Genomic DNA, 24,820 nt, shown 5'->3' with positions numbered 1-24,820 from the left:
AGCCCATTCTTGCTTACGCGAGAGTTTAGATACGACGGAATAACTTAGTTAGCATTTCGTCGGTGACTTTCTCTTCCCAGCCTTCACCGTAAACATTATCCCAAAGTGGGCCCATGCTCTTAGTGACGGCAACCATCTTAGCGATAGTTTCGTCAGGAAGATCTTTACAGATGTTCTTAGGCAGAACGATATTGTGTTTATCCATCATCTGACGGAATTCAGCAACGCCTTCTGGGTAGAACTCCTCAAGTACATCAAATGCTAAGCAATTACCGATCCCGTGATGGTAGCCTAATACATAGCCTAGACCATAAGAAACAGCATGACACGCACCAACCTGGCTATAAGCGATACTCATACCGCCCATATAGGATGCCATCATTAGTTTGTCATCTTTCTCTTCATGATCGTCTATGAAGACTTCACGGCAAAGATCCATCGATTTTTCGGCAAATGCTTTTGCAAATTCATTTAGATAGGTGCCTTCGAGTGACTCGACACAGTGGATATAACAATCCATACCCGTGTAGAACCATTGGTCCGTTGGTACACCTGCAATCAGCTCAGAATCCATAATGATCTGATCAAATACTGTGTAATCTGAGTTTAAGCCAAGCTTTCTCACAGGACCACATAGTACAGCGGTACGTGACGCTTCTGCACCCGTACCTGATACGGTTGGAATACCGATATGGTGAATAGCTGGGTTCTTAATAAGATCCCAACCTTGGTATTCAGCACTGCCACCCGGGTTGGTTAGCATAAGTGATACAGCCTTTGCGAGGTCCAGAGTCGAACCGCCACCTAAGCCAACTACGCTAACAGGAAGTTTACTGTTAAACGCTTGAACTTGCTCGGTGAGTGCATCAACTTGTTTTGTCGTGGGTTCATCATCCACATTGACATAAATAACCAAGTCATGTGCTTTAGCTGGAACACGATCACTTAGTGACTTTGATTGATGAACGTCATCAACCAAAAACACTACAAAATCGTCCTCTACTTGGCGCTCTTCAGCTAAAACTTGATCGAGCTGTGCAAATGAACCGCGACCAAAAATCATTTTTGGTACACATTTGAAGTTCTTAAAACTCATTACGACATTCTCCGTTGGGGCCATTAAATTAAAATGTGCTATCGCGCCATAATTGTATGACGCGACGGATACGTGTGGTTAATTAAGCAAAAGCGCGTTTAATGTTTTCGATACGCTGCTTAATTTCTTCTTCCGTCCATGAAAGTTTGATAAGCATTGAAATTGTGCGGCTCATGATGGCATCAGACTTAGGCACAGACACCTTAGTATAATCGGGTCTGTCTTCAATAAGTGTTATCGGAAGCGCAGAAGGTGACTTAAGTTCTTGGATATGTTTCCAGTTTGACAGATAGTGCCAGTTGTTTACATACCAGTAGAAACAACCATCGACGCCATTTTCGGCTAACTTTTTGTTGATTTCGATGGTGCGTGCTTCAGTAGGCATAAAGAAGGTTAAAAATCCTGCTGAATCACCGTCTGCATCAGGGATTTCGCGGAAGGTGACTTCAGGAATTGCTGACATGGCGTCTTTAATGAGCTTTTTGTTGCTGCGCTGGATTTCAATAATTTTGTCTAGTTTGCGCAATTGAGCTAAGCCCATTGCCGAGTTCATTTCTGAAATACGGAAGTTAAGCCCCATAATTGGGTGACCTTCCGCGCCGCGGTCATTGCCTACATGATCATGACCATGATCTGAGAACATATGTGCATGGTTGTAGATAGTTTCGTTATTGGTGATCACTGCGCCACCTTCACCACAGGTGATGGTTTTAACTGAATCGAATGAGTAACAGCCAACATCACCAATAGTGCCGAGCGCCTGACCTTTATAACTACCGCCGATAGCTTGACAAGCATCCTCAAGAATAATCAGGTTATGCTTAGCACATACGGCTTTAATTTCATCCATTTTAGCCATAGAGCCACACATATGGACTAGGTTAATGGCCTTTGTTTTAGGCGTAATGGCTGCTTCGATACCTTCTGGTGATAGACAAAGCGTTTCATCGATTTCAGCAAATATCGGTACAGCTCCTGCCATGAATACCGCTTCTACAGAGGCTACGAAGGTGAAAGGTGGCACAATGACTTCGTCACCAGCGCCAATGCCTGCGGCTGCCATTGCGGTTTGCAGTGCAGCAGTACCACTGGAAACAAGGTGTGCATGCTTAGCATTCATTTTTTCGCACAGTAGTGCTTCCATCTCACGGGTTTTCCAGCGGTCGTTGCGCATATGATCAAAGTTATAACGGAAGGTAAAGCCATTCTCCATTACATCCGCGACTTCTTGTTTCTCTTCAGGACCAAATAATTCAAAACCAGGCATGGATATTTCCTTAGCATTCACTGCGCAAAATTGCGCTAAAAATAAATAATCGATTATAACTGTGATGGGCAACAAACTGCGAGAATTCTTACTCTTTTTCTCATATTTTGTAAAAATTTAGTAACGATTGCTAAAAAAAAGGCTACCTCAGCAAAATGCTTGAGATAACCTTGATGTTGGTGTTTAGAAACTAAACGTTTCTAACGTTATTCACTCGTCGTGTCTTTATTAACCGTTACATCTAAATCTGATAGTAAACCGTTCTCTACGCTGTAGATCCAACCATGAATGGCCACATCTTGGCCTCGTGCCCAAGCATCCTGAACAATTGTGGTACTGGTGACGTTTGCAACCTGTTCAATGACATTGAGCTCACACAAACGATCGAATCGCTTATCTTCATCCATGTTTTCAAGATCGCGTTTATGTAATCTGTGTATGTCTCGAATATGCCCGAGCCAATTATCGATGAGACCTAAGCGCTCAGTGCTCATTGATGCTTTTATACCGCCACAACCATAATGACCAACAACCATAATGTGTTTTACTTTAAGCACTTCAACAGCATATTGCAGCACAGATAAACAGTTCAAATCTGTGTGAATAACCATGTTGGCGATATTGCGATGAACAAATACTTCACCAGGCATTAAATCGATTATCTGATTTGAGGGTACACGGCTGTCGGAGCAACCAATCCAAAGATACTCAGGATTTTGCTGCTTAGCGAGCTGCTCAAAAAATTTTGGATCTTCTTTTAAGATCCGCCCAGCCCAGCGTCGATTATTATCAAAAAGTGGTTTTAGTAGTTTCATTAGATCTTATGTTAGCTCAGTTAAGAACTGGCTGATCTGTTGATTAACAAATTCGGCCTGCTCTAAAGTTGATATATGGCCGCACTCAGCAATATGGACATATTTACTGCCATCAATTGCATCATGCATTAAGTATCCTTCGAGTACTGTACGCGCTTTATCTTCTACACCGGTCATGATTAAGCAGGGAAGAGTTAATAAATGCACATCATCCATGGTATCGCGACGGCCGAAAATCATTCTGCCTATTTGGTATAAGCAGTCAATATTGTTGCTATCAAAATGATTTAGCTTTTGTTTAAATAATTCAACGAGCTCTGCATTAGGCTCAGTTGCAAAAAAGAGTGGGGTGATAGCGTCAATGATTGTTGGTGAAATGACTTGTTCTGCTTTAATAATATCAAGCATCGCGTAGTATTTGTCGCGGGTTATCTCTGGTTCATAACCAATAAAGCTGCCTAACATAATGAGATGTTGCACTCGTGCAGGCACTTTAAGGGCGAGCTCTGCTCCCCACATCGCACCAACCGATAAGCCCATTACGGAGAAAGAGTCTACGTTTAATTTATCCATGAGTTCAAGCATTTGAGCCGCAATATCACGCAAGTTTCTGGTCTGTTCTGGAAGCTTACCTGAAAAACCATGGCCCCAAAGATCTGGCACAATACAACGGTAGTTTTGACTTAAGTGGGCTATCTGTGGCGCCCACATATCAGCGTCCCATAGATAGCTATGACCCATTAATAGCACGGGACCTTGGCCGATATCTAGATAGCTTAGCGTGCTGCCATCAATGCTGATTTGTTGTCTGTTTGCTGCAAAGTTGCTGGTAAAGTCGGTTATGTTCACAGTGTTATCTCTAATATATGTGAAGAAATCTGGTTTTGGTTAACGGCTATTTCTGCGTAGGAATGGGGGCGACGCGTAACACATACTCATTAACCAGTGGCACTATGCGCTCAAGTATTGTGTCTTTGTGTAAAATATCACAACTGGCCAAGATTGCTTTTACTGCATCGATATCGTAAGTATTAATATAATCTTTCGACATTGGAAAGTAGCTTAAGTGCCACGGTTCTGGGCTTACGCCACTTAACCCCTGCTGATAAGGTAGGTAGAAGCCGAATTTATCTGCGTGGGAGTGTAACCATTGGCTCAAGTGGAAACAAGGTCCACCTTGCTGATATTCTGTAGGAACTAGCTGTAACTTTGGCTTTTCTATGCCGTTGGCATCAAAGATATCGATGTCTGTGCCCCAGTGGTGCCTTGACATTCCCGGTATCGCCGACCATAAAAGGATAGTATCGATTAATTCATTTGAAGAAAGATGCTCAATTGATACCGGCATAGAGGATTTGTCTAATACTGCCCGTCGACCACTGGCTTTGGCGTTCCAAATCCCTAGCTGTCTATCGAAATTTCGATGTCCAGAGCAGATCTGAATATCAAGACCTGCAGTTAACGCAGCTTGCTGCATTGTTAAAAATGCAGCCGCTGTGTTTACTTCTAAAAGGTGACCTAAGCATTCAACCAGGTGTTGGTCTTCAAGGCCATATAAAGAAGGCTGTGTTACTTGCACAGCAAGTTTTCCAAAATGGCTTCATAACAATCAGTCAGTAACTCAAGATCTGAGATTTTCACGCACTCGTTGACTTTGTGAATAGTGGCATTAACTGGGCCAAGCTCAATAACCTGTGCACCCGTTGGCGCAATAAAGCGACCATCTGACGTGCCACCCGAAGTTTGTGGATCGGTATCTGTACCTGTGACTTTTTTGATTGCCGCTTTGGTTGCCTCTAATAACGGTCCATCGCCAGTTAAAAAGGGTAAGCCATTGAAGACCCAATCGATATCGTATTCTAAACCATGAGCGTCTAAAATATTGAGTACTCGTGCGATTAAGATCTCGGCGGTGACTTCAGTGGAGTAACGAAAGTTAAACATCACCTCTAACGCACCTGGGATCACGTTTGATGCGCCAGTGCCACCATTGATATTTGCGATTTGAAAGCTAGTCGGCGGGAAAAATTCATTACCATTATCCCATTTCATTCTTGCAAGCTCATCCAGTGCTGGAGCGGCTTTATGAATAGGGTTATCAGCAAGATGAGGGTAAGCAACGTGTCCCTGGATCCCTTTAACGGTTAAATTGCCTGTTAGGCTGCCTCGGCGACCATTTTTAACGATATCACCCAGTTTATGGGTAGATGAAGGTTCTCCCACCAGCGACCAGGTGATTTTTTCATTGCGCGCTTCGAGGGTATCGATGACGCGAGTTGTACCATTAATAAAAGGACCTTCCTCATCACTGGTAATGAGAAAGGCAATAGAACCTTGATGATCTGGAAATCGTTTAACGAATCGTTCGGCTGCTACCATCATTGCAGCGAGTGAGCCTTTCATATCTGCGGCGCCTCGGCCGTGAAGATAATCATCGATAACAACAGGCTCAAACGGCGGCGTGTGCCATTGTTTTAAATCGCCTACTGGCACAACATCAGTATGGCCGGCAAAACAGAAAACAGGAGATTGAGTGCCTCTACGAGCCCACATATTGGTGGTGTCTTCAAAGACCATAGATTCAATATTAAAGCCTGCATCGGCTAATCTATCAGCCATGAGTTGCTGACACCCTTCATCTAAAGGGGTGACCGATTGACGAGAAATTAAGTCTTTGGCCAGTGACAGTACTGGCGAGTCTGTAGTTTGACTCATAGGTTGAACCACGTGCGATAGTCTGCTTCTTTAAAACCAACCTGGACTTGTCCATTCACCACTAAAACAGGGCGCTTGATCAAGGTTGGGTAGAGTGCCATCAAGGCTACAGCTTTCTTCTCATTGATGTCATTCTTTTCTGTATCCGTTAGATTTCTATAACTGGTACTTCTTTTATTGAATAAGGCTTCCCAGCCGATAGCACTGACCCATTGTTCTATTTGCTCAGTACTGAGCCCATCTTCACGAAAATCATGAAAAGCAACTTCAAGTTGGTTAGCTTCAAGCCATTTACGGGCTTTACGTACAGTATCGCAATTCTTAATTCCGAAAAGTGTCAAAAGGGTACTCCAGTTTGTTTTTATAAGTTGTCTGCATTGTGTCATTGCTTTTGGCTCTGCTCAAGGGGGAATTGTTGTCATGTTTCCCTTGTTGAGCGTAATTCAATGCCCAATGGCCAGCTTGAATTGCAATGATGAAAAAGCCTAATAAATATTAGGCTTTGGTTAATATGTAATACGGGTTAAGGCGTTAAAGTTTGACTGAAAAAATGATGTCTTTTCCTGCTTCTAGATGGCCTTGTTTTTTATCTATGGATTGAATGTCTTCCATATTGGCGATAAGCACAGGTGTAAGAAGGCTATCTGCGTGTTCTTTTAAATAGTCGAGATCAAATTCTAGTATTGGCTCGCCCATCTTAACTTCTTGGCCTTCTTCGGCTAATCGTTTAAAACCATTGCCTCTGAGTTCGACGGTACCAATACCAAAATGTACAAATATTTCGAGCCCTTGTGTAGATTCGATGCTAAACGCATGGTTTGTTTCGAATATTTTTCCTATGGTGCCATCAATTGGAGCTAAAATAAGGTGGCCTTTTGGCTCGATTGCCAATCCGTCACCGACAATCTTCTCAGAGAATACGGCATCGGGTACCTTTTCAACGTCTACGATTTTTCCACTCACTGGAGCATACACATTGACTATGCCCGCTATGTCACTCTGTCCAGAAATAAGGCGTCTAATACGGCTCAAAAATCCCATTTAATTTGCCCCTTGGAATCATTATTATTATCGAGTAAGGCTACTGTTACTATCATAGCTATTAAGACCGACCATTAATGTAAAGTTTTAATTCGTCAATTCTTTTTATTTTTAGCGCATGTTCGGCTATCGTCAAGCATGTTTGATAACTTATATCACGTAATGCCGACTTAACCTCTAATAATGAACCTAAATTAACGCTGAGCTCGTCTATTCCCATTCCAACGAGTAAAGGCGCTACATTTGGATCGCTTGCTAATTCACCGCACAGCGACACGGTGATTTGGTGTTCTTTGGCGATATCTATGGTGGTTTGGATAAGATTAAGCACCGCAGGGGACAGAGAAGGGTATTCTTTGGTCAGTAATGGATTGGTTCGGTCGGCGGCCATGGTGTATTGAGCGAGGTCATTTGTACCAATACTGATAAAGTCAAGATATGGCAACATAGACTCAAGGTTAAGTACGGCAGCAGGCGTTTCAACAACGATGCCATAGGTTAGCTCTCCAAAGCCTTTCTCTGCTTCAATTAGTCTTACTTTACACTCTTCAACGTAACCTAGTAATTGCTCTAACTCTTCAATCTGATTGATCATTGGAAACATTAGACGAACAGAGCCGTGATTGGCAGCGCGTAAAATCGCACTCACTTGTGTCTTGAACAGTTCTGGATGCGCCAAGCTGTAACGGATCCCCCTTAAGCCTAACGCTGGATTATCTTCAATGATTGTTCCAAGGCAGGGGATCTCTTTATCGGCACCGACATCTAGGGTGCGTAAGGTAAATGTTTTACCTTCCATTAAATGCAGCGCATCACAATAGAAGTGATATTGAGTTTTTTCATCGGGCAAAGCACTGGTATTCATTAACATGAATTCAGTTCTAAATAAGCCAATTCCTTCGGCGCCCACATCGGCTAAATGACTGACCTCGTTTAGATTACCTACATTAGCTAATAAGGAAATGCGGTGACCGTCCAAGGTTTCTGTGGGCAAATCTTTAAGAGTGAGTAATTGTTGTTTACGCTGAAAGTCTAGTTGCTTTAGGGCTTGTAAATGAGCCCGCTGTTTTTTGTTGGGGTCAACAACTAACTCACCTTTATTCGCATTTAACACTACCTGAGTGCCATTGTTAATCTGAGCGGCTTCATATTGGCAACTTAACAGGGCAGGGAGCCCAGCACTACGAGTTAAAATTGCAGTATGACTTGTCAGGCCGCCGGTATTGAGCACGACACCGGTAATATGCTCAAGAGGTAGCATGGCAAATTCAGCAGGGGTCAAATCGTGAGAAAATATTATCGTATCTTGAGTGAGTTGACTTAGATCTAGATGTTGAGCTCCGTTTAAACGAGCAATGAGTCGACTACCGAGGCATGTTACGTCTTGAGCTCGATTGGCAAGATAGGGATCATCTAATAGTGCTAATTCGCTGGCTTGCTGGTCGAATACTCTCTCTATGGCGAATGCTGCGCCAATTTGTAAACTTGAAATGGTATGTTCAATGTGTTCTAACAGATCCTCATCGTCTAATATAAGCAGATCAGCTTCAATTAAATCAAAGTGGCTGGTTTCAGGTTGAAGCTTCTCTAGACCTTGAGTTAAATGTTGTTTTTGAAGGTCAAATGCGTGCTTTAGTCTGTGTATTTCGATGGGAACTTGAGATTTTGGAATTAACCGGTAATCAACCTTTTCATGATGTAAATTAAGGTGTAACGCTTGACCAAAAGCGATACCCGATGAAACTGCGATCCCTGTAATCGACATAGCTAAACCCTTAACTTAATGTAATGAGTAGTTCTGACACTTCTTCTACAGCTTGTTGTGCTTGCTCTCCCTCTGCGAAGACTCTGACCGATACGCCATAATAAAGCCCTAAGGTTTGCAGTTTGAATAAGCTTTTAGCACTCGCGTGCTTACCATCACATTCTACAGTGATATTGCAGTCAAAAGATTTGGCCTTTTTCACTACAAGAGCTGCAGGGCGGGTATGGATCCCATGTTTAGCTGTAATAATCACGCTCTTTTCATACATGAATGAAACACTCTAAAGTTGGTGCAATTGTATTTTTGCTATTTGGGCTAACTCAAAAAGACAATAACTAATAATCAATGATTTGGTAATTTTTCTTTTTAAGTGCTTTAGTTGCCGCCGATAAAGTGTCTTTTTTGACTAAGATATAATCGGTATCAAAAGTCGATATGGCAAAAATACTTATTTTTTCGTCAGCCAGAGTGCTAGAGACATTGGCTAAAATGCCCGTCATTGAAAAGCCTAAAGGACCAATGACTTCAAGGCAGCGCCAGTCATCTTCTTGCTCGATGCTATCGAGTATTAACGTCGCAGGGACGACAACAGAGATCTCATCTTTGGTTTTACCAATGAAGTACATATCTTGTTGAAAAATATCAGGCGAGATCCCACTGTCTGTTGAAAAACTATGGATAGTGTAGAGTTCCGGATGGATAGCTAAAGTCATGCGAGCCATAATTTCAATTCACTTTTAAAGATATCTCTTCAGTGAATTTAGCTTATCATAATTTCAAAAGAGCGTAAGGGGCAATTACAGCCCCTCACGCTCTTGTAACTTTAGCTTATTTTGAATTGGCCTAACGTACGGGCGCAATCTTTACTAATAGTTTGCAGTGACATTGCAGCATTGTGGTTACTTTCATTCGCTTTGACTGACACCTCCGTTAATTCGATTATCGAACAGATGTTGCGATTAATCTCTTCAGTAACGATAGATTGCTCTTCTGTTGCACTGGCAAGCTGGGTGTTCATGTCACTAATATGCGCAATCAAGCCTAAAATGTCAGTCAGCGAATCGCTCACCTCTTTAGCTTGAGTCTGCACTTGTTGAGACTGACTTTGATTTTGCTCATTACTGGCAACAACACTGTTTACACCAGACTGGATCTCTTTAATGATGTTTTGGATCTCATTAGTCGAATCTTGAGTACGGTTAGCTAAGGCACGAACTTCATCTGCGACGACCGCAAATCCCCGTCCATGACTACCAGCTCGGGCAGCTTCAATTGCTGCATTAAGCGCAAGTAGGTTAGTTTGATCGGCAATGCCTCGAATCACATCTAAGATGTTGCCAATCTGAGATGACGAGCTACCAAGCGCGTGAGTGATCTGCTGAGCATTTTTAAGTTCGTCAGCAAGATGCATAGAGTTATCAAGCGTAGCATCCATCATAGACATACTCTGCTGGGCTTGATGTTTTACACTATTAGCCGCTTCTGCTGCCTGGTTAGTATTACTGGCCATCTCTTGAGTCGTCGATAGCATCTGATTGATTGCCGTGGCGACACTGGAGGTTTCTCTATGAAGGTGCTCGACACTATCATTTGATTCTTCTGCGGCGTTAAGTAACCGTTGGGCATCTAGGTCTAGATCTTCCCCAATAGGCTGAAGCTGTGCGACCATATCTCTAATTTTGATGACAAATAAATTAAACGCTTCGGCAAGTTCAGCGACTTCATCTTTACCTTTGGTAGGCAATTTTTTAGTTAAATCGCCTTCTCCTTGAGCAATATCTTTCATGGCGCTAATTGCTTCTTTTAACGGGGAGGTGATAGAGATGTTGAGCACCAAGAAAAACAGGAAAATAGGAATGGAGATCATTAACATAATGACGAGGTAGTCGAACGCCATTGAATACATGACGCTATGAATATCACTCATGTAACTGCCGGTAATAATCGTCCAGCCCCAGGGGGCATATTGTCTGGCCTCTATGAGTTTAGCGTCTAGTTGACCGGTTGTGGGGTTAGGGAAATCGATTTGAGCCTTAGCGAAAGACTGACTGGTTGATAAATTTAACAATGCTTCAAGTTCACTCGCAGCTTGTGAGTGAAACAGTGAGTTTATATTTTTAGAAATAGCGCTTGGATCTGCACCATTAGCGATAATGGTATGGTCGCTATCTAAAATCATAAAGTAGCCATCATTGCCAAAATGTATTTGGTTAATGAGTTCCGTTGTCGTTACTTGTGCTGCCGCTAAACTGACTTTTTGAGCATCGACTTGTTTTTTACCTGCTTCAATTAAACTGATTGCAGTGTTTATTTGACCGTCGTTTTGCAACCATTTTTGCGCCACAAGGTTATTGTACTGTTCGTTTATTGAAAAACTGGCAAAGCAAACAGTGCCGATTGCAGCCAGCATTAGCATTAAAATTAAACGTTGTAGAATCGTAAATTGTCTGAGTAGAGCGATCATATAGTTCTTGTTCTGCCTACGAATACGTGGGTTCAATTTACCCTTTATGCCGAGGTAGGGGAACAGTAACAGTATGTTTATTTTAAAAATGTTAACTCAATCCTTTCATCACTTTATACGTATTTATTGCTGATGTTTTCGGGTTTTACTTTGTTTTGTTAATGTTGTGGGGCAATATAACGTCGATTATTTTTTCATAGGGTCTTTTTATGCAATCCACAGTCTCCGTTAGCACCGACGATATTTTATTAAAGCTATGCCACTCCGTTTCTCATGTGTTATCAAGCACCACTCATAGTCAAATTACCCACGCAGGTATGGTTCAATCTATTACTAGAACTTGTTTAAAGCCCGATTTAGGGTGCTTTTCAATTTTTGATGGCGGCTTCTCTGGACTGGTTGTGATTAATTTTTCTGCGCCTGCGGCATTAGAGATCTACCGCGAATATATGTTGAACATGGGCATGCCAGAAGCTGAGTTAGCCCTCTCCCATACCTCTGATGAAGTCGGTAACGTCATGGGCGAGTTGATGAATCAGATTTTGGGTGACTTCATTAATAAAATCAGTAAAGAATTACAAACGAGTATTAGCCAAAGCCAGCCAAAGATGCTGACAATTAATAAAGAGCTGACAATCTCTATCGATACAAATTTAGACGAAGCAGTAGCAAGAAGAGTGTCTTTTAAGACGCAACGTAATCATGTCTTTTATCTTGAGTTTGCTATGGATAAAACGGAGTTTATCAAGTTAAGTGAATTTGAAACTGATGAAGAGTTTGATTTAGATGAATTGCTGGCTGAGCATGGTCAATTAATGGGCACAGAAGTCAGAGCCCATAAATCAGCAAAGGTCACGTTAGCCAAAACGGATGCCGATGATTTACTCGACGAGTTAGGCATTTAAACTTGGCAATTTGAATTCCAACCATTTGAAAGTTGAGTATTTAAACGTTAACTGTTTAAGTCTATAGAGTTTAGTCGTTATAAGTGCTGATTAGGCTCATCGAAGTGATTTGTATCGTTGTGTCTGAAGATGAGAAACACAGTATTAGCTGTAGTCGCTCAAATTAGAGATGACAGTTACCTGTTTTATTACGGTACCTGTCAGCTCTGGTTTGAACTCTGATTAATCAGCTATTTAACAGTGGGAGGGGTTAGCGCTGACGCGTTAAATATTGATTAACACTGGCTTTGCTTTGTTTGCCAATGGCTTGTAATAAGGAAAAGTCAGGTCGCTTGATCTGGTATTTTGAGTGTAAATCTTCAAGCATGGCTAACCACAGGTCGGCGGTCATCTCACTATCAGCTAAAGCACGGTGAAATACACCATCATGTTGGATGTTTTTATAATGGATTAAACTGCCAAGTTTATGATTGGGTGCGTCTTGATACAACCGACGAGCAATTAACATTGAGCAGGCAAATTGACCAGGATAATGACAGCCAACCCGTTGTAGTTCCGCATCCAAAAAGCGTTGATCGAATGAGGCATTGTGGGCGACGAGATTGTAGCTACCGATGAAGTCTGCAAATTGCGCCATCACAGTTTCGCAAGCATCCGCGTCACTCAACATCTCATTACTGATCCCGGTGTAATTTTCGATAAAGCCACTGACTCTAAAACCAGGGTTCATGAGTTGTTGGAACCTATCAATGACTTTACCATCTTTTAGCATGACGGCACCGATTTCAATTGCTCGGTCACCTTGAGTAGGAGATAGACCTGTTGTTTCAAAGTCGAGCACGATAACGGTGTCGGCAGGCTGAATTGGGCGTGAGAGAGTTATATTGGCCAAGTTGAATCATCATCAAAAATGTTTGCTCGCTATTGTATTGATCCTCAATAGACAGTCAATCAAGTTATTACTCAGTTTCAAGCTTTGGGCTGATTAGCCCAATAGCTGTACAAATTAAGCATGTTTTCATGATCTACCCGAGATTTTTTGTTGGGCTTTTTTGGTAGCATTCACACAAATTTTAGTGAGTATGCAACATGCAATTAGATATAAACGGCTTAACCCCAGAGCAGTTTCTTAAAGAATACTGGCAAAAGAAACCATTAGTGATCCGCCAAGGATTTAAAAACTTTCAAGATCTGTTGTCTCCAGATGAGATGGCGGGCCTTGCGTGCGATGAAATGGTGGAATCTCGCAGAGTGTATCAACAAGATGGCAACTGGCAGGCTGAGTTTGGGCCTTTTGAGTCTTATGAACACTTAGGTGAAACAGATTGGACTTTAATTGTTCAGGCGCTTAATAACTGGGTTCCAGCAGCTGAAGATTTACTAAAATGTTTCGACTTTATTCCACGTTGGCGTTTAGATGACGTTATGGTCAGTTATGCTGTTCCGGGTGGTGGAGTCGGTCCGCATATCGACCTATATGATGTATTTATCTGTCAAGGCTCGGGTCGTCGTAGATGGCGAGTAGGAGACATAGGGCCACATAAAGAGTTTGCGGCGCATCCGGCTTTGCTACACACCGAAGCGTTTGAACCTATCATTGATGTTGAATTGCTACCTGGCGATATTCTTTATTTGCCACCGGGATTTCCTCACGATGGTGTCACTTTAGAGCCTTCAATGAGTTTCTCAGTTGGTTACCGTACGGCTTCTGCAAAGGATATGGTGAGTGCACTTGCCGATCACCTCATTGATAAAGAGATGGGCGCACAGCAAATTCGCGATCCTGAGCGCAGCTTAAGCCAGCATTCAGGTTTGATAGATGAGCAAGACTTAGGCCGAATTAAGCAGCAGCTTATAGAAACCTTGGATGATACCTTGATCAGTGAGTTTAGTGGCCGTTATTTGACTCAATCTAAGTGCGAATTGGATTTACCTGAAGGCCCACTTGGTTTTGATGTTGAAGATATTAAGGCTATTATTGAAGAGCAACCCCTTAACCGCTTAGGTGGCCTGCGTTGTCTGTATTTTTCAGCAACCTTAGCGGCAGGTGTCATGTATCTCAATGGCGAGCAAATCCAGTTTAGTGTAGGCAAACCTGGACTAATTGAAACTCTTTGTAATAAGCCAATGTTAACGTTAGATGACATCTCAAACTGGCTGGAAGACAAAGAAGTTATGGAACTGCTGACTCAGTGGGTTAATGCCGGTTTTTGGTACTTTGATGACGTTGAATAACGGCTATTGAGTATTGCTTCTTGAATTATTGCTTCTTGAATACAGCGGACGGAGCGAATATTCAGGCAGCAGAATGAATGACAATCGACAAAGCTCAGTAGCATTGGGTTACTGAGCTTTATTTTTAGGATAGACATTCAGCCTTTAAAATCGGTATTGCCACAGAGCACCAAAGGTATCAAAATCGTTTCCTACCTCAGTGATAACACCTGTATTGGCGTACAATTTAACACTGTGCTGCAAAGTAATAGGAAAAGAGTAAGTCACTCCAAAACGCGAATTACGTTGTTCATCTAACGATTCGATTTTATCTCTACTCGTCTCGCCACCAAAAAATAGGTTGCCATTGACCGAGAGCCAATGACCAGAATTGAAATTGTAGATAAGGTGCCCTTGAAGTGTATATTGGGGCGCTTGTTCTAAAGTCACATTGCTAACATATTGATTATTATCACCGTATAGTCGAACGGAGGCGATCAAATCATAATACCAGTTACCAAGTTTATGAGACATTCCCACCCCAGGCCTCAATACCCAGCGATTACTGCCCGCATTTAATAACCTCGCAGGATCATAGCTTCCAATAGGCAAGCTAATTTGAACACTTGTGCCAATAACGATCCCTTGTTTCCAACTCGCAAAATCCTTAGCCTGTAATGCAGGAGCGCCATAAAAATTCCAAGTAAGCCGCATCGTAGGATCGCCATATCCACAACGATCGGCTGTTAATTGTTCATTATTATATGTTGCGCTGCCCTTATAACAGACTCGTGTCGTAGACATATCGAATTTTGCAGAGCTACCAGCCAAAGCAAAGCTATGGGCATAGCCAACTACCGCTGCATTAATGGTTAAGTTGGCGTCAGTTATTGGTGCCGATGGCGCAGGAGATAGCTCGCCTTGAGAATGCACCATGCCAGCGGCGATAAAGTTCATACCAATAGGAATATTGGTATAGCTGCGAGGCTCTAAATCTTGCGCTGCACAATAGGGGGTAAAGAGAGTGATTGTTAATATGAACCCTGTAAAGTGCCCACGCACGAAAGTGCAGCGCTGTGCGCTAGGCCTTAGATTATCAGTGTTATTGTGTTGATCCTTTACCAATCTTATTCCTTTAAATCGACTAGGCGAGGTGGATATATGACTCCAGGCGACTTCCTGTTTGCTCAGTTGATGACTATTGCTGCTTTTAGACTAAGTTAGCGAGTTTACAGGGATTATCAAGCGGCAATATAGAATAAAAATGAATTTAATCTCAGTTTTTGTTGTATGAGTTTGTTAATCTAAGTGTAGTCGGTGCTTTTTACTCAAGGTAACAAAACGTGTTATCAATTAATAAGTTAAATGTACGAATAATGGCAGCATTAGAAAGTGCCTATGCTAGTGCTATAGTTGCTGCAAATCGTGCCCATGAAACAGCAACGGGCAGTGAAAGTGTTGCAGAGAATAAATATGATACATTTGGCTTAGAGGCTTCATACCTTGCTCACGGGCAATCAATGCGTGCGGCGCAGTGCAAAGCGGATATAGAAGCATTTAAGCACCTTTTCGCCAGTATTACTGGTTTTGATATGCCAGATGATATTGCCAGCAGTGGGCTAGCTAATGAAGTGCGCTCTAAACTGGATTGCAATAAACAACGGCAAGTTAGTCTAGGGCGAGTTGTTGTGTTAATTGATGACGATGACAAACGTCAATATTTGTTTGTAGGGCCAAGTGCTGGTGGCTTAAAGATAGAATTCGATGGCCTATTGGTGATGATAGTGACGCCAGCATCCCCCTTAGGCGCAGCTATGATGAATAAACCGCAGGGCGAAGAGTTTAGTTTGACTCTTGGTGAAACTAAACGTTATTTTGAAATCGTCAGTGTAATGTGACTATTGGTGTGGTCTGACTGAGCTTTTTCCTTGAATATATGATTAAATTCAATATTTAAGTTGGTTTAATATTTAGGTGACTTGAATGTTTTGGTTACTTTAGCATTGGCGTAACTTGAGTATAGGCGTAAGCGTGTAATCAACATTTCTATTAAAATGCTCTAGTCACCATATACAAAATAACTTTTAGAAACAGGAACAACCATGACAAGACCGAGTTCAAATATGGCCTTATCACTGCTTTTGATAGTATGCGCGGGGCTTACGGGCTGCAATACTGCAAATCACGGCTCGTTTGTGACAAAAACCTATCAGGACAAAAAATTAACTGACACCTTGGTCAATCTTGGACCCGTATTAGGGCAAAGTTGCCAAACTCAATTTTTATACCTATTGCCTTTGGGTGACAGCGTTTCATCTCCCGATGCGATTGCAGCTGCAAAGAGTGCTATTAAAGGCACTGCTATTTTAACGGATGTCACGATAGACGATACGTTATCAATTGGTTTCGGTTATTCCGAGCAGTGTATTAATGTTCAGGGGATAGCATACGGAACTATCGTTGGTTCTTAAAAATGACGCTGACATTAAATGAAGCTGACATTGAAATAGGCTTATAAACTCGATAAAAGTATTGTTGCCAACAGCTGACAAATATAATTAACAGCTGTTGGCAAGGTTAACTTACTCAAGGGTAGATAGTGTCAAAGTTATATCAATCCTCTTCGAGGCAAAGTGACTTTCCAGCCTCATAACAGCTCGGTTGCCTTGGGCAAACTGCGCCTCTTGCACAAATTAGGCGTGCATCGTTTTCGATACCTCGCTCAATCCAGTTAATGTTCAAAATTTTTGCAACACTCATTAGATCTTTCTTAATATTAACAGGCATCTCTACCGACCCACCATTTGCTGCGCAAGACTGTTTTAAATCCGCCGCAATCGAAGCAGCATCGCCACCCTGAGCATCAATTGCAGGGTTGAGAGCGATTCCTGCACACAACACGTGATTATTGCCCGCCATATCTTCTACTTTTATAGATTCACAGCAGTAAATTCTTGGCTCATCAGCGACGTCGAGAATTGAAATTTGCGCAGATGTGCCTACTTTTGGCTCATTGATCATTCTAAACACTGCCCAATGTTGGCAGGGATCTTCAACTAACCTCATATTGCCCCAAGGCAGCGGGATCCCATTGCCTCGATAAACCGCTTTTAACTTACCCGGTGCATAAGCATCGAAATAGTGCCAGTGGGGGTAGGGTGATACAACGGTCATTCTTCGCATGGCTACTGAAGCCGAAACACCCATAAGTTTATTTACGTTGATCTCATAACCATGGCGATCAAGCAACTGCCTAAAGGGGACTTTGGGGCAAAGCAATGCACCGGCAAAGAAACTCGACTCGAAATCACGCCATGCATGTAATATATCTTGTGCATTAAGCGTGGATGAAGCTGGTGTAGGCTGCTCACCATGTGATGCTGTATGGCGTCTACCTGCAGTTAAGACACACTTTAAGCCATCTTTATTGTGTAATACGCAATGGCCTATATGCACGGCAAGGTCATACTTAAGCCGTGTTGGAAATGACTTAAGCATTTTATTTAAATGGATTGTAGAAGGCGGCTCGAAAAAAGAGGTGACGACGTGAGCCGTACTGACGCCCATTTCATCGACAACCTCTTGGGGTGTTCTATCCACCCATTTAAGCTTTAATCCTAGTGATTTAGCGATATCTTTTAAATCATCTAAGGCCAGTGGTAGGCGCTTGTGGCCAACGTCTTCCGCTGCTCGTTCTAAATCTGGAAAGTGATTTTGATGGTGCTCTTGATGAGCTCGGATCAAAAGGTGGGCAAATTCTCTGCCAGTGGTGCCGGTTTGCGATAACATTTCAGGGATCGCAATTTGTAAAATATCATTAGAAAAAAGGAAACTTGGCTCTAATGCCATGCCACTAATTCCACCTCTACGTCCCTTATCTGGTGTAATCGCATCATCTTCAGGGACATCATCGAGAAACCAATCGACCTCTTTTTGAAACACTGCAGCGATGACGGCAAGCATGCCTGAACTTGGGACTCTTTTTCCTCGCTCAATCATAGATAAATATGACACAGACGGTGCAGAATCTGGGTCGACACGAACACAACGAGCGGAAAGATCTTCCATGGTGAGATGGTTTCGCTTCCTCAAGTTTCTTATCTTTGTACCCAAAAAATGTGACTTTCTGATCAAGCTTTGATTGTTTTTCATCTTGTAAAATTCACAGTGTAAAATTTTTATTGTGAAATTGTAATGAAAATTGCACTAGACTACAAATCAAGCAATCGAAAAACGTATTATTTTTGATTACGACTGAAACGGATAACGACCCACGATTAACACGTAAGAGGATAGGGCCATGGATATATCAACAATTAATAGTACTCAAGTAAATCAGAATAACAATTTTATTGGTGCCGATCTTGTTGATGTGAATGTCGTCGAACTGGCGTCTAGCGATACAACGGCCCCCTGTGCAAAAGCATTTTTAGATGCAAAATTCCCTTTAGCGAAAGGCTCCCATAAAAATGCATGTAGTTATGTAATCTACTATCAGCAACTGCTCGTTTTTATGGCGGATGGAAGCCAAACGGGTTTACGCCAACCAAAGCAGTTTGTTGCGTTAAATGGTCACAAAAGTGAGCCAACGGCTATCTTGTTACAAGATAATGGCACTCATGTTGAGCTGAGTTTTGATAGAAAAAATGAGACAGCCAGCCAAGATTTAGCCAACATTAAAGATATCCAGCTTGAAGGTCACGATTATTGGATAAGCTTAATTAATATTGAAAATACTGCAACAACATCTGTTACACGAAAGCTTGTACGCGAATTCACGGCAAAAGATGGCAGCGATTATCAAGTAAAAAGCTAACTTGTGCAGATAGTTTCAAAGAGATAAGTTTATTTAGCCGCTGCCTTGTGTAGCGGCTTCTATCTGTTATAGGTGTAGTAGATTGTTTAAAAATGTGTGAGTTATCCCTCTGCTTATTTTAAATTCATGCTTTTCGAAGGGCTTAGCTTGCGTATTGGCTACTTTGCTCCTATGATCGCAGCGTTTTCTTTTCAGGGTAACTTTTTTAATGTTGAAATCTCCGCTTTCTCCTAGCTCAAATGAACTTGTGATCAGTATTCTCGATCTGGTTTTATCTGACGGTAAACCGTTAGACCGCGCCTATTCTCAGCATTTTTCGGGTCTAAAACTAGAGCCAACTGAACAAGGTCGTATTACCTTTGTCGTTGGAGATATTCTGAGAAGACTGAACCTATACTGCTATCTTTCTGATGTAAAACCAGAAGAGATGGCACGCTTGGGCACTCGCTTATTAAACGTATGGCACCTATTTAATGAATTACCTTTGCCGAAAATGCAGTATGCATTACAGGTAGATGCGAGTGAGCTGGCTTCACGTATTGAGTCTGCCAAGCAGCAACCAGTGTTATGGGATGGTTGCCCTGACTGGCTAAATGAGATGGGCCAGAAGCAGATGGGAGAGGCCTGGGCAGCAGAAAGAGCCGCGCTAAATAAACCTGCAAAGCGTTTTATACGTACTAATACTTTAAAATGTACGCGCGAAGAGCTCGCCAATTCATTGCGTAAAGAAGGTGTACAAACGGTTAATGTTGAGGGGGTTGATACCGCTTTAGAGGTGACGTCTGATTCTGCACTGTTTAGAACCGAAACGTTTAAAAAAGGTTGGTTTGAGCAGCAAGATGCGGGTTCACAGCTAGTTGCGTTAGCACTTGATGCAAAACCTGGTATGCGAGTTGTTGATGCTTGCGCAGGCGCTGGTGGTAAGACATTATCTATATCTGCACAGATGCAAGGTAAGGGACGATTACTGGCTATGGACGTAGAACAGTGGAAACTCGATAACCTAAAGCAACGTGCACGCAGGGCTGGTGCTCATAACGTTGAAACTCGAATTATTGCCAGTAGTAAAACCATTAAACGCTTAAAGCTGACCGCAGATAGAGTGTTATTAGATGTGCCATGTTCTGGTCTGGGGGTTTTGAAGCGTAATCCCGATGCAAAGTGGCGTGATACCCCAGAGCGTTTACCGGTACTTGTAGAACTTCAAAAGCATATTCTACAAAGTTATAGCCGTATGGTAAAAGTGGGTGGCATGTTAGTTTATGCGACCTGTTCTATTATGCCTGAGGAAAATCGCGATCAAGTGGATGCCTTTCTTGCCGAAAATAAGCATTTTAGATTCATCGAAGATGAGACTATTAGTCCGGCTAAAACCGGTTTTGACGGTTTCTATTTAGCAAAGCTTGAGCGTATTGCAGAGGCTTAATGATCAGCCGGGTACAGTAATACAAAAAAGAGCACTTACGTGCTCTTTTTTGTGGAGTGATGTTTTAGCAACGCCAACGTTCATTTATCGAATGGATAACGCTTGTATGCAAAATGCTTAAGTTAGCCGTCTTAATACATTAACAATCTAGCTGGTTACTTGTTTTGTCATCCATATGGTTTTAGACAGCTTATTCACCATTTAGCGTAATAAGGATTCGTCTACTTCCCCCATTATCTCGATGTTCACCTAAATATACACCTTGCCAAGTCCCCAAATTAAATCGACCATTTGTTACTGGAATCGTCACCGAAACCCCTAAAAGGCTAGCTTTAAGGTGGGCTGGCATATCGTCATCCCCTTCATAAGTATGAGTGTAATAAGGCGCATTTTCTGGAGCTAATCGATTGATATATGATTCGAAATCCAATCTTACACTAGGATCTGCGTTTTCATTAAGAGTGAGAGATGCTGAGGTATGTTGAAGTAAAATATGTATAACTCCAATTTTGATGTGTGATAGCTCGGAAATTAATCGCTCTAACTCCTGAGTGATCAAATGAAAACCGCGAGGTCGAGCTTGTAGGTTGATTTGTTTTTGTAGCCACATAACGATAGTTCTTTGTAGACAGTTATGCCGTTAATTCCCTTCGGTATAAGAGTAAGAAAAAAGCCCTAGACATCAGTCAGGGCTTTTTTCTTTATGGTTAAGTGTCCATTAATTTACTCAACGAGTTAATTTTAATTAGTTTTGCTCTAACTCTAATTGCATAAGCATCATATCCTCGCCGTCGAGCACTGTGGTATCTGCACTTTGGCAATGACTACAAATCACATTACGCAGTTTGTGCTCTGTTTTACTACCACATGCGGCACAGCTGATGACTAAAGGCTGTATATTTATCACAAGAGAAGCATCATGGCATATACCTTCTAGCTTAAAGGTGTCAAATGCTGTTTTAAGTAGTGCAGGTTCAACCCCGCTTAAGATCCCGAGCTTTATCACAACTTGAGTCACTTTAGAGGCCTGATTAGCACTAGCATACTGCTCACACTGTTCAATTAACGCAGTAACGATTGAATACTCATGCACTAGCAGATCCTCGGAAGTAGTTCACCCTGAGGTAAGTCAAGATAACGCCTGCTGCCCCAAGGTGTATTGAGCACTACTTTTCCTAATCTTTGTTCTGTTACTTGCCCAATCACCGCCGCTTGTTCACAGTGACAAAAGCGTTTCATTATCTCCAACGTGGCATCAGCACTCTCTTTTGGTACTGCGAGAATAAAGGTGCCTTCATTAGCGAGATCAAATGGCTCAAAGCCGTAAAGTTCACAAAGACCTTTGACCTCGTCGCTTACTGGAATCGCTTCTTCAACTACATTGATGCCAACATTCGATGCGCTAGCCCATTCATTTAGTACAGCAGAAAGGCCGCCTCTGGTTGCGTCTCGCATCGCATGTATTTCGATATTTGCGGCAATGAGTTGCTCAACTATCGGCCAAAGCGTTGCACAATCACTGGTTAATGCAGACTCAAGTGACAAACCTTCTCTTGCCATTAGAATTGCTGCGCCGTGACGACCAATGTCGCGAGACACAATGATTGCATCATCTGCTTTTAGGTTCTTTACTGATATACCGTTATGTAAAATACGGCCAACGCCTGTGGTATTAATAAAAACTCCGTCAGCACAGCCTTTTGGCACGACTTTGGTGTCACCGCAGACAATCCGTGCTCCTGAGTTTTTAAGTTCTGTGGCCATACTGCTGACAATTGTTTTCAAGTGGCTAATTTCAAAGCCTTCTTCAATAATAAAGCTACAACTTAAGTATTGTGGCTCCGCGCCCATCATCGCCAAATCATTAACGGTACCTGCGATTGATAATTTACCAATATCGCCACCAGCAAAGAATAGTGGCGATACAGTAAAGGAGTCGGTGGTAAAGGCTATTTTTCCATTAACATTCAGTACGGCAGCATCTTCCTCGCTGCGTAATATCGGGTTGTCGAAGGCTTTAAAGAATAGGTCAATAATTAAACGGCTCATCTCTTTGCCACCACCACCGTGGCTGAGCTGTACTCGCTTCTTGCTATTTAATTCGCTCATTAAATGACTCCATTATATCGATAATACGCATTACAAGCACCTTCAGAGCTGACCATACAACTACCTAGTGGCGTCTCGGGGCTACACCCTCGGCCAAAGACTTTACAGTCTTTGGGTTTACACAGTCCTCTCAAAATATCACCACACTGGCAAGCTTTATGATCGTCTATTTCTTGAGTCGGTAATTGTTTAGCGTAAATTCGCTCGGCATCTCTATGAGCAAATTCTTCTTTTAACATGAGCGCAGAGTCAGCAATCGGCCCAAGTCCTCGCCACCGAAAGTGTGGCCTAAGCGTTAAGTAGTGATTAACCATAGCTTGCGCGGTTAGATTGCCGTCTTCAGAAACAGAGCGGCTATATTGGTTTTCAAGTGTTGCACTAGAGGCTACTTTCTGGCGAACAATCATTAAGATAGATTGCATGATATCAACCGGTTCAAAGCCTGATATGACCAAAGGAGTGTGGTAATTATCCACCGTAGGACGATAAACCTTTGCACCGCTGATAACGCTAACATGAGCTGGGCCAATGAATGCGTTAACCTTAACGTTGGGATCCGCCATTACGGCATCAATGGCTGGTGGCACAAGTACGTGATTAATATGAAAGAGCAGGTTATTAATATGTCGTTTTTCTGCTTGGTCAATCAGTACCGCAGTCATTGGTGTAGAGGTTTCAAAACCAATGGCGAAAAATATCACTGTTTTATCTGGATTCGTCGTCGCGATGGTTAAGGTATCTAAAGGGTCATAAATAGGTCTAATATCACAACCTTTGGCTCTGAACTCCGCCAGACTTCCCTGTGAACCAGGAACGCGGATCATATCTCCTAGTGTCACGAGAATGGTGTTAGGTAGGCTAGCCAGCGCCGCCGCATGGTCAATCCGCTCTTTAGGCATAATGCACACTGGGCAGCCTGGACCATGGATAAATTCAATATTATCAGGCAGTAATTGATTTAGGCCATATTTCATGATGGTGTGGGTATGGCCACCACATACTTCCATGATATTGATCTTGCCTTCAACCTGAATGGCTAATGAGGCGATTTCTGTGGCAAGGGAACGGATGATATCTGGGTCTCTGAAACCTTGGTAAAGATCGTTTAAGGCAATCATTAAGACTCCTTAGCTTCTTGTTCTAGCTTTTCAACAATCTCTTGATATAACGCTAAACTTTCCATGGCATCAGCTTTGTCAATCTTGTTCATAACAAAACCGATGTGAATAAGTACATAATCTCCAATGTTAAGCGGCTCTGCAATAAGATGGCTGCTGACTTTTCGTTTAACACCCATCGTATCGACAGTGACCGCATGCTCATCTTGATGGATCGATACAATCATAGAAGGGATAGAAAGACACATTAGGCTGCCACTCCTGTATGTTTTGCAAGCCAAGCTGTCACTTGATTGAGTGATTGCGGGTCTTTAACTGACACTTCCATTAACTCGACATTTGGATTGAGCTTTTTAAGCTGAGAGCGTGCTTCATCAATACTAAAATCAAAGTAAGGCAGTAGATCTGATTTAGTGATGAGCACAAGATCGGCCCGGCGAAACATTACCGGATATTTTTCTATTTTGTCATCACCTTCCGGTACTGATAGTAGAACGATGTTTTTGTGGGTGCCGACATCATAGCTCGCTGGACAGACGAGGTTACCGACGTTCTCAACAAAGCAGATATCCAGAGGGTCTAAATTTATATGGTGAAGGGCACTATGGACCATAAATGCGTCTAGGTGGCAGGCTGCGCCAGTTTGGATCTGATAAGCCTCAATACCTTTAGCTTTGAGTCTATCGGCATCTCTAGATGTTTCTAAATCACCCTCAATGACCGCATATTTAAGGTAAGTATGTTCATGTAAATGTTCAAGAAGCGTGGTTTTTCCACTTCCAGGGCTACTCATTATGTTAAAAGCTGCCACTCCTTTGGCATCGAAGTGATCGCGATTATGCTGAGCTTCAATATCATTCTTATCCAAGATTTTGTGGATAACAGACAGTGTTGTTTTATCATTAAGTTGCGGATTACTTGCGATATTATCGTCAACTTTAGAGTGCGAATGATCCGATGTTAAAAGGTGATCGTGACGGGTGATAGAACAGCCACAGTCTTGGCACATAGGTAACTCCGTTTATTGGTATGTTGTCTCATTGTCGGTTACGCATGGCTAATCGACCTT

Annotated in this window: 27 protein-coding genes; 6 read left to right on the top strand and 21 right to left on the bottom strand. The window is 42.3% G+C overall.

All coding sequences use genetic code 11. The annotated features are described in order from the left end of the window. Positions 1–25: 25 nt before the first annotated feature. The 12 genes from kdnB to ACVBJC_RS02730 all read right to left on the bottom strand — a co-directional run bounded on the left by kdnB (position 26) and on the right by ACVBJC_RS02730 (position 11,163). Positions 26–1,096 carry a 3-deoxy-alpha-D-manno-octulosonate 8-oxidase KdnB gene (gene kdnB, locus ACVBJC_RS02785; RefSeq protein ID WP_447159152.1) on the bottom strand — a complete coding sequence of 357 codons (1,071 nt, stop codon included), beginning with the start codon at positions 1,094–1,096 and terminating at the stop codon, positions 26–28. A gap of 82 nt (positions 1,097–1,178) precedes the next feature. Beyond that, complete coding sequence (gene kdnA / locus ACVBJC_RS02780; RefSeq protein ID WP_447159153.1) at positions 1,179–2,363, bottom strand: 8-amino-3,8-dideoxy-alpha-D-manno-octulosonate transaminase KdnA; 1,185 nt, start codon at positions 2,361–2,363, stop codon at positions 1,179–1,181. A 206-nt stretch (positions 2,364–2,569) separates the two neighbouring features. After that, positions 2,570–3,178: a carbonate dehydratase gene (can, locus tag ACVBJC_RS02775; protein ID WP_447159154.1), complete on the bottom strand. Its 609-nt coding sequence runs from the start codon at positions 3,176–3,178 to the stop codon at positions 2,570–2,572. A 6-nt stretch (positions 3,179–3,184) separates the two neighbouring features. Continuing rightward, the gene (locus ACVBJC_RS02770; RefSeq protein ID WP_447159155.1) at positions 3,185–4,027 is read right to left on the bottom strand and encodes an alpha/beta fold hydrolase; all 843 of its coding nucleotides are present in this window, start codon (positions 4,025–4,027) and stop codon (positions 3,185–3,187) included. Positions 4,028–4,073: 46 nt separating this feature from the next. Continuing rightward, entirely contained in the window at positions 4,074–4,757 is a 684-nt protein-coding gene (locus tag ACVBJC_RS02765; RefSeq protein ID WP_447159156.1) for a M15 family metallopeptidase, read from the bottom strand. Continuing rightward, complete coding sequence (gene dapE, locus ACVBJC_RS02760; protein ID WP_447159157.1) at positions 4,748–5,893, bottom strand: succinyl-diaminopimelate desuccinylase; 1,146 nt, start codon at positions 5,891–5,893, stop codon at positions 4,748–4,750. Before dapE ends, ACVBJC_RS02765 begins: the two co-directional genes overlap by 10 nt. Continuing rightward, positions 5,890–6,279 carry an ArsC family reductase gene (locus ACVBJC_RS02755; protein ID WP_447159158.1) on the bottom strand — a complete coding sequence of 130 codons (390 nt, stop codon included), beginning with the start codon at positions 6,277–6,279 and terminating at the stop codon, positions 5,890–5,892. The genes dapE and ACVBJC_RS02755 overlap by 4 nt, the downstream gene beginning before the upstream one ends. 145 nt (positions 6,280–6,424) lie before the next feature. Continuing rightward, positions 6,425–6,934 carry a PTS glucose transporter subunit IIA gene (crr, locus tag ACVBJC_RS02750; RefSeq protein ID WP_447159159.1) on the bottom strand — a complete coding sequence of 170 codons (510 nt, stop codon included), beginning with the start codon at positions 6,932–6,934 and terminating at the stop codon, positions 6,425–6,427. Positions 6,935–6,995: 61 nt separating this feature from the next. Beyond that, the gene (ptsP, locus tag ACVBJC_RS02745) at positions 6,996–8,699 is read right to left on the bottom strand and encodes a phosphoenolpyruvate--protein phosphotransferase (protein ID WP_447159160.1); all 1,704 of its coding nucleotides are present in this window, start codon (positions 8,697–8,699) and stop codon (positions 6,996–6,998) included. Positions 8,700–8,709: 10 nt separating this feature from the next. Next, positions 8,710–8,967, bottom strand: a complete 258-nt coding sequence (locus tag ACVBJC_RS02740) for an HPr family phosphocarrier protein (protein WP_442529487.1) — start codon at positions 8,965–8,967, stop codon at positions 8,710–8,712. 67 nt (positions 8,968–9,034) lie between these two features. Beyond that, positions 9,035–9,421 (bottom strand): ACT domain-containing protein, encoded by a 387-nt coding sequence (locus tag ACVBJC_RS02735; RefSeq protein ID WP_447159161.1) that lies wholly within the window; start codon positions 9,419–9,421, stop codon positions 9,035–9,037. 101 nt (positions 9,422–9,522) lie between these two features. Continuing rightward, positions 9,523–11,163: a methyl-accepting chemotaxis protein gene (locus ACVBJC_RS02730; protein WP_447159360.1), complete on the bottom strand. Its 1,641-nt coding sequence runs from the start codon at positions 11,161–11,163 to the stop codon at positions 9,523–9,525. A 209-nt stretch (positions 11,164–11,372) separates the two neighbouring features. On the opposite strand from ACVBJC_RS02730, the gene ACVBJC_RS02725 reads away from it, so the two are divergent. Then, positions 11,373–12,068, top strand: a complete 696-nt coding sequence (locus ACVBJC_RS02725; protein ID WP_447159162.1) for a DUF3334 family protein — start codon at positions 11,373–11,375, stop codon at positions 12,066–12,068. Between the two features lie 250 nt (positions 12,069–12,318). Here ACVBJC_RS02725 and ACVBJC_RS02720 read toward each other — a convergent pair whose 3' ends face one another. Continuing rightward, a complete protein-coding gene (locus tag ACVBJC_RS02720; RefSeq protein ID WP_447159163.1) occupies positions 12,319–12,960 on the bottom strand; it encodes a 3'-5' exonuclease in 642 nt (213 codons plus the stop codon). Between the two features lie 197 nt (positions 12,961–13,157). Between ACVBJC_RS02720 and ACVBJC_RS02715 the strand changes: the two genes are divergently transcribed. Next, on the top strand, positions 13,158–14,303 hold the full coding sequence (locus tag ACVBJC_RS02715; protein WP_447159164.1) for a ribosomal protein uL16 3-hydroxylase: 1,146 nt from the start codon (positions 13,158–13,160) through the stop codon (positions 14,301–14,303). 144 nt (positions 14,304–14,447) lie between these two features. On the opposite strand, the gene ACVBJC_RS02710 is transcribed toward ACVBJC_RS02715, so the two are convergent. Further along, the gene (locus tag ACVBJC_RS02710; RefSeq protein WP_447159165.1) at positions 14,448–15,407 is read right to left on the bottom strand and encodes a transporter; all 960 of its coding nucleotides are present in this window, start codon (positions 15,405–15,407) and stop codon (positions 14,448–14,450) included. 251 nt (positions 15,408–15,658) lie between these two features. On the opposite strand from ACVBJC_RS02710, the gene ACVBJC_RS02705 reads away from it, so the two are divergent. Next, on the top strand, positions 15,659–16,180 hold the full coding sequence (locus tag ACVBJC_RS02705; RefSeq protein ID WP_447159166.1) for a GreA/GreB family elongation factor: 522 nt from the start codon (positions 15,659–15,661) through the stop codon (positions 16,178–16,180). A gap of 204 nt (positions 16,181–16,384) precedes the next feature. Next, complete coding sequence (locus tag ACVBJC_RS02700) at positions 16,385–16,753, top strand: hypothetical protein (RefSeq protein WP_447159167.1); 369 nt, start codon at positions 16,385–16,387, stop codon at positions 16,751–16,753. Positions 16,754–16,895: 142 nt separating this feature from the next. Here the strand turns inward: ACVBJC_RS02700 and ACVBJC_RS02695 are convergent, their stop codons facing one another. Further along, the gene (locus ACVBJC_RS02695) at positions 16,896–18,434 is read right to left on the bottom strand and encodes a DUF3612 domain-containing protein (protein ID WP_447159168.1); all 1,539 of its coding nucleotides are present in this window, start codon (positions 18,432–18,434) and stop codon (positions 16,896–16,898) included. A gap of 148 nt (positions 18,435–18,582) precedes the next feature. On the opposite strand from ACVBJC_RS02695, the gene ACVBJC_RS02690 reads away from it, so the two are divergent. Further along, entirely contained in the window at positions 18,583–19,098 is a 516-nt protein-coding gene (locus ACVBJC_RS02690) for a malate synthase (RefSeq protein ID WP_447159169.1), read from the top strand. 208 nt (positions 19,099–19,306) lie between these two features. Further along, positions 19,307–20,524, top strand: coding sequence for an RsmB/NOP family class I SAM-dependent RNA methyltransferase (locus ACVBJC_RS02685; protein ID WP_447159170.1), 1,218 nt, complete (start codon positions 19,307–19,309; stop codon positions 20,522–20,524). A 190-nt stretch (positions 20,525–20,714) separates the two neighbouring features. On the opposite strand, the gene ACVBJC_RS02680 is transcribed toward ACVBJC_RS02685, so the two are convergent. The 6 genes from ACVBJC_RS02680 to hypB all read right to left on the bottom strand — a co-directional run bounded on the left by ACVBJC_RS02680 (position 20,715) and on the right by hypB (position 24,760). After that, positions 20,715–21,134, bottom strand: a complete 420-nt coding sequence (locus ACVBJC_RS02680) for a secondary thiamine-phosphate synthase enzyme YjbQ (RefSeq protein WP_447159171.1) — start codon at positions 21,132–21,134, stop codon at positions 20,715–20,717. A 135-nt stretch (positions 21,135–21,269) separates the two neighbouring features. Beyond that, the gene (locus ACVBJC_RS02675; RefSeq protein WP_447159172.1) at positions 21,270–21,617 is read right to left on the bottom strand and encodes a hydrogenase maturation nickel metallochaperone HypA/HybF; all 348 of its coding nucleotides are present in this window, start codon (positions 21,615–21,617) and stop codon (positions 21,270–21,272) included. After that, positions 21,617–22,633 (bottom strand): hydrogenase expression/formation protein HypE, encoded by a 1,017-nt coding sequence (gene hypE / locus ACVBJC_RS02670; RefSeq protein ID WP_447159173.1) that lies wholly within the window; start codon positions 22,631–22,633, stop codon positions 21,617–21,619. Before hypE ends, ACVBJC_RS02675 begins: the two co-directional genes overlap by 1 nt. Beyond that, positions 22,633–23,751: a hydrogenase formation protein HypD gene (gene hypD / locus ACVBJC_RS02665; protein WP_447159174.1), complete on the bottom strand. Its 1,119-nt coding sequence runs from the start codon at positions 23,749–23,751 to the stop codon at positions 22,633–22,635. The genes hypE and hypD overlap by 1 nt, the downstream gene beginning before the upstream one ends. After that, positions 23,751–23,999 carry a HypC/HybG/HupF family hydrogenase formation chaperone gene (locus tag ACVBJC_RS02660; RefSeq protein ID WP_447159175.1) on the bottom strand — a complete coding sequence of 83 codons (249 nt, stop codon included), beginning with the start codon at positions 23,997–23,999 and terminating at the stop codon, positions 23,751–23,753. The genes hypD and ACVBJC_RS02660 overlap by 1 nt, the downstream gene beginning before the upstream one ends. Continuing rightward, positions 23,999–24,760 (bottom strand): hydrogenase nickel incorporation protein HypB, encoded by a 762-nt coding sequence (gene hypB / locus ACVBJC_RS02655; RefSeq protein WP_447159176.1) that lies wholly within the window; start codon positions 24,758–24,760, stop codon positions 23,999–24,001. Before hypB ends, ACVBJC_RS02660 begins: the two co-directional genes overlap by 1 nt. Between the last annotated feature and the right edge of the window lie 60 nt (positions 24,761–24,820).

The sequence above is a fragment of the Shewanella sp. 0m-6 genome, from assembly GCF_052977325.1.
This window is presented reverse-complemented; position numbering and strand designations above follow the sequence as displayed.